Source organism: Chloroflexota bacterium (assembly GCA_018648225.1).
Classification (GTDB): Bacteria; Chloroflexota; Anaerolineae; order Anaerolineales; family UBA11858; genus NIOZ-UU35.
Map to the genome: position 1 here is coordinate 1 of JABGRQ010000138.1, position 14,335 is coordinate 14,335.

A 14,335-nucleotide genomic window follows, 5' to 3' on the forward strand; every position below is an offset into this window, starting at 1 on the left:
CTAGGCGTGAGTACGAATTAGAATATGTATAATTATTTACCCTGGTTGCGAGTAGCAACATCAAATATCACGGCAGCAGCCAACACGGCACCACGCACCATATATTGGTAAGCAATCCCGATCCCCATCAAGTTCATGCCGCTGGTCAGGGACATCATTACGAGGGCACCAATCAGTGCGCCGGTGACTTTACCCACACCACCAGCCGCCGAGACACCACCCACAAAGGCGGCTGCAATGGCATCTAACTCAAACAGTGTACCAGCCGTTGTTGTAGCCGATTGCAAACGTGATGCGAACAACATCCCCGACAAACCGGACAACATCCCCATCGAGCAGAAAACCGTATAGGTGATCTTCTTGACGCTGATGCCGCTCAGTTCTGCCGCTTCAGGATTACCACCAATCGCATAAATGTGGCGACCTAAAACTGTTTGGGTTGTAATAAAGTGATAGATACCAACCACCAACAGAACGATCACAACCGTCCAAGACAACCCGTTATAGCCAGCGAGGGTCCAGGCAATGCCGCCAATCAGCAAAGAAGTTAACACCAATTTCAAAACAAAAATATTCATTGGTAATACTTCAAAATTATAAGCTTGTTTTCTTCGACGGCTGTTGAGTTCACTCATCACAAAGAATACGATGGCGATAATCCCTAATAACAGGGTTAGCTTGTGCATCTCTGGTAAAAATCCCATTGCAGGGAAATCGGGGATATAACCATTTCCAAGTGCGTTGAATGCATCACTTGAAATGATGATCGTGCCAGTACCTTCTGTCACAACCAGAAGGGCGCCGCGGTATATCAGCCAACCAGCCAATGTAGCCACAAAAGCCGGAATGCCCAATTGAGCAACCAGAAATCCGGTAATCGCCCCGGCCAAAACGCCAAATGCCATCGCCAGCGGAATGACCATATAAACGGGCAAGCCCCAAAATTCCATTGCGATTGCCGCCACCGCCCCCAGAAAACCAGCCAGGAAACCAACCGAGAGATCAATATGCCGGATGACAATAACCAACGTCATGCCAACCCCCAGAACAGCGATATATCCGGTTTGATTTAACAGATTGCTGATATTTCTCGATGAAATAAAAATGCCCTTGGTTGTAATCGTAAATATTGCCATAATTACGAAAAGGGCGATAAACATCCCGTATTCACGGATATTTTGCTTCAATACTTTTTGTACGTCTTTAAAGAATGACATTTCTAGTCTCCTTTAGCTTACAGTCGCCAATTTCATAATACTTTCTTGAGTGGCATCTTCAATGGCAAGTTCGCCGGTGATTTCACCTTCTGAAACCACATAGACCCGGTCGCTCATCCCCAGAACCTCAGGCAGCTCAGATGAGATCATAATGATACCCATACCTTGCTCTACCAGGCGGTTCATGATCGTGTAAATTTCAAACTTGGCACCGACATCAATCCCGCGCGTAGGTTCGTCGAGGATCAAAATATCGGGCTTTACAAACAACCATTTGGCAAGGGATACTTTCTGCTGATTTCCACCGCTCAGGTTGACCACAGTCTGTTCGATACTCGGTGTTTTGATATTGAGAGAAACAACATACTCTGAAGCAACTTTAATTTCAGCATTCTCATCAACCACACCGCGATTGGAGATTCCTTTCAAGTTGGCCAAGGTATTATTTTGCTTGACATCCTGAATCAAAATCAGACCATTACGCTTGCGATCTTCTGTAACATAAGCAATACCAGAAGCAATAGCACCTTCTGGATGACCAAATTCCACCGTCTCATTATTTACTAGAAGTTCGCCTTCAATTTCATATCCATCCGGGTTACCAAAAAGGCTCAGTGCAAGCTCGGTGCGCCCAGACCCCATTAAACCGGAAAGTCCAATAATTTCACCTTTTGCCAGACGGAAATTAATATCCCTCAAGATTTTGCGCCCTAGCTTAGGATCATAAGCATTCCAATTCTTAACTTCCAATAAGGTTTCTGTGGATGCTTTTTTATCGCGCTTAGGATAAATATTTTCAATTTCTCGCCCAACCATGTGCTTAATCAATGCATTTTCATTGACTTCGCCATTGTGGGCATCCAGGGTTATGACGGCCTGTCCGTCGCGCAAAATCGTGACGGAATCAGACATTTCGATCACCTCTTTGAGCTTGTGCGTGATCATAACGCAGGTAACGCCCTGCTTTTTCAAGTCCCGCAGCAGCGAGAAAAGGTTTTCAACATCATCTTCATTGAGCGCAGAAGTCGGCTCGTCCAAAATAAGCAGTTTGACATCTTGGCTCAAGGCTTTGGCAATTTCTACCAATTGCTGCTGTCCAACCCCCAGCTCTTTGATTTTTGCTTCGGGATTGACATTTAGCTTTACTTTCTGAAGCATCTCATCAGCTTGCTTGATGGTTTCGTTCCAGTCAATCGTAAAACCATTTGCTATCTCGTGACCGAGGAAAATATTTTCGTACACGGTCAACTCAGGCACCAGGGCTAATTCCTGATAAATAATTGCGATGCCAGCTTTTTCGCTATCGGCAATATGTCTAAATTTTTGGGCCTGACCTTCATAAATAATTTCCCCAACATAATCCCCATGGGGATATACACCACTCAAAACCTTCATCAAGGTTGACTTGCCCGCACCGTTTTCGCCAACCAGGCAGTGGATTTCTCCCGTCTTAACTTGAAAGCTCACGTCATCTAACGCTTTGACGCCGGGGAATTCTTTCGTGATGTGTTTCATTTCCAATATGGGAGGAATCATGGCAACTCCGCGTTGATCGATAAAAATAGAGCAGGATAGTGATAAGTTTATCACTATCCTGCAAAGGAGAAAGAAGCAATTAGCTAGGGAAGATTGGTGAAGTCTTCAGCAGGCCAGTAGCCGGAGTCGATAATGGCTTCCTGAAGATTGTCTGCGTCGACGGAGATTACTTCAGACGGTTTGGCGGGGACATCTTTGACACCGTTGTTGTAGGTGTGGGTCTCGGGGGGTGTTTCACCCTCGAGGAAAGCAATCGCCGCGGCAATCGCATCGCCAACCAGCGTGCGAACGTCTTTCAAAACAGTCATGGACTGCTTGCCGTCAATGATGTATTGCACGGAGGCTTTCTCAGCATCCTGACCGGTGACAACATAGCTTGCCACATCAGCGTCAGCAGCGAAAGCGTCAGCAATGGCGCGGGCGGTGCCGTCGTTGGGGGCCAAAATGTAGACATCGCCTTTGTCTTCGGCAGTAGCAACCGTCAGGTTGGCCTCAGCCAGACTTTTGGCGGTGTTGAAGTCCCAATTGGTGGTGACCTGACCGATGATCTGGGCCATTTCATCACGACTCAGTTCGGCTTTGTCGACCAGAGCTTCAGCTTCGCTGGAGTTCTTGATTACGAAGGTGCCATCGGCAATTTTCGGTTGCAGAACGTTCCAGGCGCCTTCGAAGAACAAGAACGCGTTGTTGTCAGAAGCAGCACCAGCATACAGGAACAGCGGATTGCCTTCGCCTTCGGCTTTGTCAACCAGGTATTGCGCCTGGGCTTCACCAACAGCGATGCTGTCGAAGGTCACGTAGTAATCTACAGCGTCGGTTTCGAGGATCAGGCGGTCGTAAGAAACTACTTTCACGCCAGCTTCGGCGGCGGCTTCAGCAGCAGCAGCGGCAGCAGCGCCATCGTGCGGGGTGATGATGAGTACCTGAACACCCTTGGTGATCAGATCTTCAACGTTGGCTTTCTCTTTGGCCGAGTCACCCTGGCTGAAGAGAATTTCTACTTCGTAACCAGCTTCGGTCAAAGCTTCTTCGAAGCGGGCTTCGTCCTGAATCCAGCGTGGTTCGTCTTTCGTCGGCAATACGATGCCGACTTTACCGGCGGCCATATCGGCAGCGGGTTCTTCAGCAGGAGCAGCTTCGCCAACGCCCGTGAAGTCTTCAGCAGGCCAGTAGCCGGAGTCGATAATGGCTTCCTGAACATTGTCTGCGTCGACGGAGATTACCGCAGACGGTTTGGCGGGGACATCTTTGACACCGTTGTTGTAGGTGTGGGTCTCGGGGGGTGTTTCACCCTCGAGGAAGGCAATCGCCGCGGCAATCGCATCGCCAACCAGTGTGCGAACGTCTTTCAAAACAGTCATGGACTGTTTGCCATCAATGATGTACTGCACGGAGGCTTTCTCAGCATCCTGACCGGTGACAATGAAGCTCGTCACGTCAGCATCAGCAGCATAAGCATCGGCAATGGCACGGGCGGTGCCGTCGTTGGGGGCCAAAATGTAGACATCGCCTTTGTCCTCAGCGGGAGCAGAGGTCAGGTTGGCCTCAGCCAGACTTTTGGCAGTGTTGAAGTCCCAGTTGGTGGTGACCTGACCGATGATCTGGGCCATTTCGTCACGGCTCAGTTCGGCTTTGTCGGCCAGAGCTTCAGCTTCGCTGGAGTTCTTGATTACGAAGGTGCCATCGGCAATCTTCGGTTGCAGAACGTTCCAGGCGCCTTCGAAGAACAAGAAAGCGTTGTTGTCAGAAGCGGCGCCAGCATACAGGAATAGCGGGTTGCCTTCGCCTTCGGCTTTGTCAACCAGGTATTGTGCCTGGGCTTCACCAACAGCGATGCTGTCGAAGGTCACGTAGTAATCTACAGCTTCGGTTTCGAGGATCAGGCGGTCGTAAGAAATCACTTTCACGCCAGCTTCGGCGGCGGCTTCAGCAGCAGCAGCGGCAGCAGCGCCATCGTGCGGGGTGATGATGAGTACCTGAACACCCTTGGTGATCAGATCTTCAACGTTGGCTTTCTCTTTGGCCGAGTCACCCTGGCTGAAGAGTATTTCTACTTCGTAGCCAGCTTCGGTCAAAGCTTCTTCGAAGCGCGCCTGGTCTTGAATCCAGCGTGGTTCGTCTTTGGTCGGCAATACGATACCAACTTTGCCTGCCATCTCACCAGCTGATTCTTCAGCAGGAGCAGCTTCATCGGCTGCCGGTGCGCAGGCTGAAAGCGCCAACCCTGCAAAAACCAGCAAGGCCAGAACTACTAACAATGGGCGGATATTCTTTTGGAACATAACACTCTCCTTAGTTCTGTAAAATTGTTTGAACATTGTCTTTACAATGTTAACAATTATTTAACATCGCTACCCCCCTTTTTCCCCCACCCAGCATAGGGGATTTCCCCCAATCATCCCCTTGATGGTAAGATTAAAGCTCATGCAAACAACACAAATTCTACTAGCAGATGACCACGCAGTTGTCCGCGCGGGAATCCGCAATGTGATCGAAGAAATACCCGGCCTCAATGTTATTGGAGAAGTTGGTGATGGGCCAACATTGCTCAAAGCACTCGTCATAAAATCACCCGATTTTTTAGTGGTTGACCTCAGTATGCCAGACTTCAACCCAATTCAAACTGTTGGGTATATCCGGGCACAAAATCCAGATATGAAAATTCTGGTCATCAGCGCCTATGATGATGATGTCTACGTTCGAGGTATGTTAGAGGCTGGGGTAGATGGGTATCATCTTAAGGATCAGCCATTAAGTGATTTAAAATTGGCGATGTCGCGCATTCTTGCCGGTGAACGCTGGATATCAAGCCCATTGCTATCCAAACTTGTAGGAAGAGAAAAGTCGGCGTCGAATATTTCGCCACTAACTTCCCGTCAACGCGATATTCTACAGCTTTTGCAGGAGGGTCTTGATAACCAAAGTATTGCGATAGAACTGAGTTTGAGCGTCAAGACAATCGAAAATCACTTGACACGTATCTATCGCCAGTTAGAAGTACAAAGCCGTCTTGAGGCCGTCAAATTTGTCAGTCAGCACCCCGAGGCATTGGGTGTCGCCGGGCAACGCTTGCAACAGAAAAAAAATGATGCCCCAGCCCCATCTCAAGACGTTACTATTCTAGTTGTGGACGACAATCATCGCTACTTACATCAGATTCAGCGCATGCTGGCTCGTGTCTATCCCCAAGCAATCCTCTACGAATCCGATAGTATTCTAGGCGCACAACGACTTGCCGAGAAAGTTCAGCCTCAACTCGCGTTTGTAGATGTCGTTTTGGGGGAAGACGATGGCATTCGTTGCGCCCGACGCATCAAGGCTGTATCTACAAGATCACGCATCATCATGATCAGCGCCTACCCCGACCGTGAATTCCGTCGCCTGAGCATGGAGGCCGGAGCCGTTGCCTTCCTGGACAAAAAAGACCTGGACGCCCGCACATTGCGTCAGGTGATCGATGATATTGTCGTATGACCATTCAGCCCACTACCTGGCGTCTCATCAAAACCGCTCCGGCATTCGGGGCATGGAATATGGCCGTTGATGAAACCATTCTCGAAAGTATTGGTCGCGGTGACACACCTCCTACTTTGCGTATGTATGCCTGGGATCCGCCTTGCCTGTCCATTGGCTATGCGCAGTCGATTAAGGATGCTGATTTCCAAACAATCCGCGCGCGCGGCTGGCATCTGGTGCGGCGGCTCACCGGCGGGCGTGCTATCTTGCATACCGATGAATTAACGTACTCGGTCATCGGGTCAGCAAAGGAGCCGCGTTTGGCGGGCAGCGTGATCGATAGTTACGAGAGATTATCACGCGCGCTTTTGCATGCCCTGCACTTATTGGCCCTCCCCGCCCAGGCATTGCCCAAAAAAAATGACCAACCAAAGTCAGTAGAGCCAATTTGCTTCGAGGTGCCTTCGCATTATGAAATTACGGTCGCGGGTAAAAAATTGATTGGCAGCGCCCAGGCGCGCAAGAAAACGAACGTATTACAGCACGGCACTCTGCCGCTCTACGGCGATCTTACGCGCATTACTCATGCACTAACTTTCCCATCGGAAGCAGAGCGCGAACAAGCCGCGCAACGCTTATTAGCACGCGCGACCACCGTTGAAGCCGTTCTGCAGCGCGCCATCCCCTGGGAGCAAGCCGCGGCTGCATTTGAGCAGGCATTTGCCCAAACGCTGGATATCCAACTGGAACCTGGCGAACTCACCCCGGCAGAGCTTGGTCGTGCGGAAGAATTAGTTAATAAAAAATACGCCCACTCCGATTGGAATGAGCGTATTTGAGCGCAAGACGATTTAGTTATTCCGTCACAAAAATCACATCCGAATATCCCAACGCCGACAAAAAGCGCACTAGATACGCTTCGGCATTGATACGAGCCTGTTCCAGAATCCCGTCTTCAAGAGCGGCGTTTTCAATTTCATCTTCAGCTACCTGACGAGCAGCCGTCTCTAAATGAATATCGCCCTTCGTAAACAGGCCAGTATCACGATCATAAACATACGATTTATCGTTATCCAGTGTGGCAATAAAAATTTCGGACGGGGGCAGGCGCATATACAAAACGCCGCCATCCAGCCAAAAATCATCTTCGGTAAGATCGCCCAAATCGATCCCGGCAATCACCACCCCATGCGCCACGAAGATCAACTGATCGCCAAAGAGAAATTCCAGACTCCCCTGCCCTTTATCCGCCGTGACCACCTTCTCAATCGAATACTGAATCGTTTCCAGACGGGCAATCGTACGCACATCGCGGATAATCGTCACCGGGTCTGGCAATACCGTCGGCGTAGGATTCAAAAACTGCGCCACCTGTGTCGCCAAACCACCCGTCACATCGGTTATCGGTTTCAAGGCATCTTCGGTCGTATTGCTGACACTGCCCGTCATTTCACGCACCGCGCCAACCACGCCAAATGCTGCCCATCCTACAATCAGCAGGATACCCAAAACTAAAATCCAGGCTCTTGTTTCTTTCATGCCATCCATTATACTATGAGGGTTGCAAATCCAATAGCATCCTGTAAACCCATGTCTCTCGGCGTACTCACCCTCCAAATTCAGATACCCGGTTGCGCCTCGCTCAAAGAAAAGCGCAGCCGGTTGAAACCTTTGCTCACCCGACTGCGGCGCGAGTTCAATATCTCTGTGGCCGAGATCGATCATAACGACGCCTGGGGCAGCGCGGTGATTGCCTGTGCACTGGTAAGCAATCATAACGCTCACACCCAGCGTGCTTTGCAGGCCATCCCCGCCTGGATCGAGAAAAACTGGCCGGATGTGACCATAATCGACGAACAAATTGAAATCGTATAGGTTTAATATTTTTGGATAAATTTCATCCGAAATTCATTATTGACGTCCACCGGCTTATTTGCTATGCTAACTGTGCGACTAATTCAGGGCAAGCGAAAACAATCTTAGCAAAAAATACCCCTTGTCATAAACATGAAAAAATTTAGCATTCGCTGGAGGTAACCATGTTTGAACCCATTGTTGATGTATCTACATGGCAAAGAGATATCAATTCTGTCAAAATGCTCGGAGCCGGGACGCTGGGAATGTATATAAAGTCGGGCGGTACCGACAAGAATAACGGCGCCAGCTACACGGATTGGCGCTTCCGCGAGAATGCGGGCAAATTTAGCGAGCGCATCCCATGCGGATACTATTACTTTTTTTATCCACACTTTGACGGCACCAAACAGGCGCGCTATTTCTGCAATTTACTTAAATCAGTAAAATGGAACTTGCCTCCGGCGGTTGATGTAGAACATAACCCGCGTAATGCGAACCAGGCACGCTTTCAAAAAGAATTGAAAGAATTTGTTGATATTGTGGAAAGTGAGCTGGGTGTGAAGGCTGTGATCTACACGCGGGCCACATTCTGGAACCCCAATGTGGGCAGCCCGGATTGGGCCAGCGAACACAAGCTCTGGGTGGCTGCCTATAGCGAAACAATGACTCACCCCTGGGGGAATCAGGCCAACAGCATCTATCGACCGCGGCCCTGGAATGACTGGTGGATGTGGCAATACAGCGCCGATAAAAATGGGCGTGGCAGCGAATTTGGCGTAGCAACATCGGGGATTGATATCAACCGCGTCAATATGAGCAAAGAAGAGTTCTACACCTTCGCCAAATGGCAGCAGCCCGATGACGAAACCCCCGATGATGAAAGACCCATCGAAGTGGTCATTGCAGATCCGATCGAGGAACCCGAAGACGAGACTCCCCCCGAAGAAACAACTCAACCAGCAACCTTGAAAAAAGGCTTTTTGCGCGTGGGTTATAACGCCCTGCGAATGCGCTCACGCCCAACTACACATGAAAATAATGTAGTTGGCGCCATTCGGCGCGGGTATGTTTTTACAATATATAGAGAGCTATCGCTGGGTGATGATATTTGGTGGCTCATTGAATTGCCAGATGGCACGGTGGGCTGGGGCGCGCGACGCTTCCGAGGAACCACCTATCTTGAGTATGCTGGCTAGTTTCGATACGTTTCAAATAAATAGCGTGTAGGTTGCTTCGTAACCCACACGCTATTTATTTAACTCTTTAAACCGCTGCTATTGAATCTGAATCACTACCCTGGCTTCACGCCAAAGCTCTTCCAGGGCGTAATATTCCCGGCGATCTGGAGAAAATAGATGCACAATTACATCTCCATAGTCCGATAATATCCACCCAGCATGTGCAGAGCCTTCAAGCCGCGGCTTAATTTGATGTTCATCCTTAACAGCAGACACCGCCCCTTGCGATAAAGCATCAATCATGCGCGGGCTAGTGCCCGAACAAATAACAAAATAATCTGCTAACAGAGAGATTTCCCGAATATCCAGGATAAGAATATTTTCTCCCTTTTTTTCTTCTAAAGCATCAACAATAGTATAGGCTAATTCTAAAGTATCCAATCACACCTCTTCAATTATCAAATATTAACAAAATAGTTGGGCACGGGCGATTATCCCAGCGGGGCAGAGAATAAACGTGTATAAACGGCGCCGCCAGCTTGTAAATCACTACGATAAAGATGCACAGCCGCAACCCGCGCCACCCCTAAAAAACCAATTTTCTTTGCACATAGCACATCGCCAATCTGGCGCACATCGCCCGGAGAAGCATTGCGTGATACGCGCCCCAAAGTAATATGCGGGGAAAACTCCCGCGTCTCGCGTGCATAGCCCACACGGGCTGTCAGCCGGTCAATACCACGTTGCAAAGCTTGCAATTCATCCGGAGCTTCAACCCCTACCCAAATTACGCGCGGCCGCCTCGGCTTTGGGAACGCTCCCACCCCACCCAGACTCAGCACCATCTCGCCGCGGTCTGCAGCCTCACTGCGCAGAATATCCGTTACCACTTCCAGATTATTGAGTGATACATCACCCAAAAACTTCAGCGTTACATGCATATGGCCTGCAGAAACCCAGCGGATCGGCACATCACCCATCGCTGCATTTAAATCTTGTCCAACCTGCGCCAGACGAGCCTGCAAATCCGGAGGCAAGTCAACTGCAATAAAAGCACGAACGACTGACATCAAAAATTTTCTACCTTAATTATCATCAGCGGTTGGGCTTGCTATCCCCGTCTAGAATATCTAGAACAGCTTTACTCAACTCCTGATACGTGACCGGTTTGGTCAGATATACCGACGCTCCGGCATCAAAACCCGCCTGAATATCTTGCGGCAGGCCCATTGCCGAAACCACTATCACCGGAATATCTACCAACTCGGGGGCCGCGCGCAGCTCTCGCAACAAATCCAGCCCGCTAACAACGGGCATCATAACATCTAAAACTATAGCGTCGGGCATCTCCGCTAAAATCAGGTCCAAAGCCGATGAAGCTTCATACAATTTCAACACTTCATGTCCGCTCAGACGCATCATCTCGGAATACATCTCCACGGTATCTGGTTCATCTTCGATAATGATGATCTTTTTCTGCTGCTCTGCCATCTGCGGCAACTCCTTTGGCCTTATTGTACTCGAAAATATCACAGAATAACCCCCTCTGCAAGAGGAAAAGAGTCCCATCGGTCTGCCGCCGAAAGTTTGCTGCAAGCGTTGGAAATCTTCCGGAATGTCTATATCCAGCGCAAGCGTATCGTCATACCAGGGCATCCATTCTACAGGGAAGCGAGAGAAGAGTTGCCGCGCGCCCTGGTCGCCAGATAATGTCGCAAAGGCTGCATAGGTTTCACGGTCAAATAAAACCGGATTGGAGCGTTGGCTATCGATCATCGGCCCCACAATAGCTGGGCGCCGCCGGGCGTGGATTTCGGTCAGGCTGCGGATGAGCGAAACAGAAACCTGGGGTTGATCGGCCAAAAGGAAGAGAGTGGCTGCCCCACGCGCGGATACAGCCCCCAATCCACACTGAACCGAAGTATGCTGACCTGCCTGCCAGTGAGGATTGTGAACAACCTCCACGGGCAAACCTGCCAAAGCGCGGCGCAATTGAAGCGTGTGCTCGCCGCCCACCACAATCACTGGCGATATATTGGCCTGTAGGGCTGCCTGTGCCACATGCCATACCAGGGGCTTCCCGCGCCAATCGAGCAGTTGTTTCGGCTGCCCAAAACGCTGCGCGGCTCCAGCCGCGAGAATCACTCCGGCAATCGGCTCATGCACAGCATAAACGTTCCCCGGCGAAGTTTGCAAACTCCCAATCAACACTGCATCATATTTTCGCAATAATTCTGCGGCCATACTCCGGGCGATGGCTTGTTTCGTGGGCGTATCGGCTTGATTGAGTAATACCACGCGTCGCGCACCGATGGGCATATTCTTCAGGCCGCCATTGGGGTGCAGCAGAACCCGCGTCAATGCCTGGGGCGTAATCTGCGCCCCCATGTGCAGACCTGAGAGAGCAGAAAAAAGCTCCGGGCGGTGAACATGCTCCGAAGTCAGCATCCTCCCTACGCCAGTCAGTCCCGCAACTACGAATACGGTATCCGCCTCGGGAGGCAACGCCGGTTCGTGTTCGGCAGGCGCTTTTAACGGCAATTGGCGCGCCCCATCGGCTTCAATCAGCAGCGGCAGGGAGTGATAGCCACAAAACTGGCGCATCCAAATTACAATCTCCGGCGACAGGCCGGTTGTACGCGTTCCCTCCACTGGCCCGGTGATCAATATCACGCCGCTCAGGGCAATCTGCGCCAACTGATTGGTATCAGCAAGCGAATGAAAAATGAGATGTTCATCGGCCAACCGCGTTTGCGCCAAAGCCAGATGTGCTGTGGCACAAACAATCAGCGGGGTGCCAAGCTGGCGCGCCACCTGGAACATGGCAGTTGTTTTCCCCCCGGCACCAACAAACGCCAGACTGGGGTATTGAGAAAGACGCAAGGCACGCTTCAGTTCCATAGCGTAGCGCGAATTTCAGGTAAAGTGAGCAACGCTTCAAGCACACCGCCGCCAATTGCCAGCGCTTTTTCGGAAATCGTATATGCGTTTTGCGGATTGTTGCGCGGGTCTACATCGCCCACCTTCATGCCCTGGCGCACCGGCAATCCTTCGTGCAACAGGCCGCGCAAAATACCATCAAAAGGAGCGGTGATGGGTTGCTCGCTGACGCGGGCAATCACCTGCCCGATTGTGACGCGCATCCCAATTTCGGCGTGGTTGTGCAGGATTCCATCCGCTGGGGCACGCAGCACGCGCTCGGCCTGCTGGCTGACAACTGCGCCGGGGATACCCGTATCGGCCTGGGGGCTGCCGTCCCAAATCACACGCCCCAAAAAATGACCGCGCTGGGTTTCGATTACGGCATGGCAGTTTTCACCAGCGACGAAGCCCGGCCCAAGGCCGATCATCAAAGGAAAATGCTGCATCCAGGGGGTTCCTGCTGGAGATCGTTCCGGCGGGCGCTTGGTCATGCGGGCGTCAATCATAGCGCAAACGAAGAATTGCGGCGCGTTGCGAAGGCTGATGTCAGGGTCAATCAGCACAGGTATCTGGTTGTCTGCCAAAATTTGAGTCGCAAACTGCGAATCTGGGGCGCGCCGCGCGGTAATGCCTTCTACCCTAATCTCGCTACGGTAAACCGCCTCGCAAAATGAAACCAGACGGCGCACCGCCAAAGGCTGCGCCAGTTCGATGATGACAACTTTAATTCCAGCATGCTGCAAACGCGCCGCCACACCACTGGCCAGATCGCCGCCGCCTCGAAGAATTACAATCGGAGTTTCTTTCACCATCTTAAAAGTATACACCTTCCGCTCGCTGGTAAACAAGTTCACCGCGTACCCAGGTTGCGACGACTTCCAGATCGGGGGTTAGCAAGACTAAATCGGCTATACAACCCGGCGCAATTCGACCACAATCAGCGAGTCTCAGCAAACGCGCGGGAGTACGGGTAAGCGCAGACAAGGCTTCTGGCAGGGTTGCTCCAGTAATGGCGACCAGGTTTCGCAAAGCCGCATCCAGCGACAAAATGCTCCCCGCCAACGTACCATCGGCGAGACGCGCTGATTTATCATCAACGCTCACACTCACCTCACCAAGGCGATATTCACCCGGCGGCATACCCAGCGCGGCCATGGCATCGCTGACCAAGATCAAACCCTGAGAGCCTTTCGTCTGCCATGCCAATTGAACCAGCGCCGGATGCACATGAATGCCATCAGCGATCAGGGACACGCTGACGCGCGGATCATTCAACAACGCGCCGGGTAGCCCGGGATCGCGCTGATGGATGGATGTCATGGCATTAAAAATATGCGTGCCGCAGGTGATGCCAATATCGAAACCGGCTTGTGCCTGTGCAAACGTCGCCAGCGAGTGCCCCGCGCTCACTACTACGCCGCGCTCCTGCAAAGCACAGGCCACATCCAGCGCACCGGGCAATTCGGGGGCTAATGTAACCAGGCGCACACCTTCTTCCAGTGACCAGGATTTAACAGCTTCTAAGGAGGGTTGGCATAAATCATTGGGGCTATGGGCGCCTTTTTTATTCGGATTCAAAAAAGGGCCTTCCAGGTGCCACCCCAATGGCGCCGCGCCGCAAAAGTCAGGCGGCGCTTCATGGGACAAAATCGTCAAAGCCTGCACGATCCGCTCCGGAGGAGATGTAATCAGCGTAGGTAAAAACGCCGTGACACCATACCGCGGCAATTGTGCGGCCACCTGCCACAACGAAGCCGGGTCGGCTGTAAAATCCAAACCGAAGCCGCCATTGATTTGCAGATCGATGAATCCAGGGGCCAGAATCAAACCGCGCGCGTCAAATCGTTGTACGCTCTTGGCCGCATAAGGCAGTTTCGATTCGCTCAGCGCGGCAATACGTCCATCCCGTATCAGCAAATTGCTTTGAGGAAACATACTATCTGGCGTATAGATGACGGCGTTTTCCAAAAGATACATCACAGGATAAATTCTACACTCAAAACGAAAAATAGACGATCGATCATATCGTTGATATACTTCAGGCATTATGGGTAAATTTCTCAATAATGCCGCGAATCCGAAGCTACAAAATACCGCCACCGCCATCGCACATCCTAACATCGCCTTTATCAAATACTGGGGCAACCGCGATCAAGTCTTGCGCCTCCC

The 14,335-nt window shown here is 51.1% G+C and carries 11 protein-coding genes and 1 pseudogene; 4 read left to right on the plus strand and 8 right to left on the minus strand.

Going from position 1 to position 14,335, the window contains the following annotated elements; genetic code table 11:
* Positions 1-32: 32 nt before the first annotated feature.
* Positions 33-2,753, minus strand: a pseudogene (locus HN413_13620) (ATP-binding cassette domain-containing protein).
* Between the two features lie 83 nt (positions 2,754-2,836).
* Positions 2,837-5,035 carry a sugar-binding protein gene (locus HN413_13625; GenBank protein MBT3391434.1) on the minus strand — a complete coding sequence of 733 codons (2,199 nt, stop codon included), beginning with the start codon at positions 5,033-5,035 and terminating at the stop codon, positions 2,837-2,839.
* A 142-nt stretch (positions 5,036-5,177) separates the two neighbouring features.
* Between HN413_13625 and HN413_13630 the strand changes: the two genes are divergently transcribed.
* Together HN413_13630 and HN413_13635 are read left to right on the plus strand one after the other, a co-directional pair.
* Positions 5,178-6,227: a response regulator gene (locus HN413_13630; protein MBT3391435.1), complete on the plus strand. Its 1,050-nt coding sequence runs from the start codon at positions 5,178-5,180 to the stop codon at positions 6,225-6,227.
* Entirely contained in the window at positions 6,224-7,048 is an 825-nt protein-coding gene (locus tag HN413_13635) for a lipoate--protein ligase family protein (GenBank protein MBT3391436.1), read from the plus strand. Before HN413_13630 ends, HN413_13635 begins: the two co-directional genes overlap by 4 nt.
* Before the next feature lie 16 nt (positions 7,049-7,064).
* On the opposite strand, the gene HN413_13640 is transcribed toward HN413_13635, so the two are convergent.
* A complete protein-coding gene (locus HN413_13640) occupies positions 7,065-7,748 on the minus strand; it encodes a DUF4230 domain-containing protein (GenBank protein MBT3391437.1) in 684 nt (227 codons plus the stop codon).
* Between the two features lie 51 nt (positions 7,749-7,799).
* Between HN413_13640 and HN413_13645 the strand changes: the two genes are divergently transcribed.
* Together HN413_13645 and HN413_13650 are read left to right on the plus strand one after the other, a co-directional pair.
* Positions 7,800-8,084, plus strand: a complete 285-nt coding sequence (locus tag HN413_13645) for a DUF503 domain-containing protein (protein MBT3391438.1) — start codon at positions 7,800-7,802, stop codon at positions 8,082-8,084.
* 164 nt (positions 8,085-8,248) lie between these two features.
* Positions 8,249-9,262, plus strand: coding sequence for a hypothetical protein (locus tag HN413_13650; protein MBT3391439.1), 1,014 nt, complete (start codon positions 8,249-8,251; stop codon positions 9,260-9,262).
* Positions 9,263-9,340: 78 nt separating this feature from the next.
* On the opposite strand, the gene rsfS is transcribed toward HN413_13650, so the two are convergent.
* The 5 genes from rsfS to nagA are packed head-to-tail and all read right to left on the minus strand — an operon-like array spanning position 9,341 to position 14,143.
* Complete coding sequence (gene rsfS, locus HN413_13655; GenBank protein ID MBT3391440.1) at positions 9,341-9,685, minus strand: ribosome silencing factor; 345 nt, start codon at positions 9,683-9,685, stop codon at positions 9,341-9,343.
* 50 nt (positions 9,686-9,735) lie between these two features.
* Positions 9,736-10,314 (minus strand): RNA 2',3'-cyclic phosphodiesterase, encoded by a 579-nt coding sequence (gene thpR, locus HN413_13660; protein ID MBT3391441.1) that lies wholly within the window; start codon positions 10,312-10,314, stop codon positions 9,736-9,738.
* 25 nt (positions 10,315-10,339) lie between these two features.
* The gene (gene yqeC / locus HN413_13665; protein MBT3391442.1) at positions 10,340-12,145 is read right to left on the minus strand and encodes a putative selenium-dependent hydroxylase accessory protein YqeC; all 1,806 of its coding nucleotides are present in this window, start codon (positions 12,143-12,145) and stop codon (positions 10,340-10,342) included.
* On the minus strand, positions 12,136-12,978 hold the full coding sequence (locus HN413_13670; GenBank protein ID MBT3391443.1) for an EF2563 family selenium-dependent molybdenum hydroxylase system protein: 843 nt from the start codon (positions 12,976-12,978) through the stop codon (positions 12,136-12,138). Before HN413_13670 ends, yqeC begins: the two co-directional genes overlap by 10 nt.
* Position 12,979: 1 nt before the next feature.
* A complete protein-coding gene (gene nagA, locus HN413_13675; protein ID MBT3391444.1) occupies positions 12,980-14,143 on the minus strand; it encodes an N-acetylglucosamine-6-phosphate deacetylase in 1,164 nt (387 codons plus the stop codon).
* Positions 14,144-14,335 lie beyond the last annotated feature (192 nt).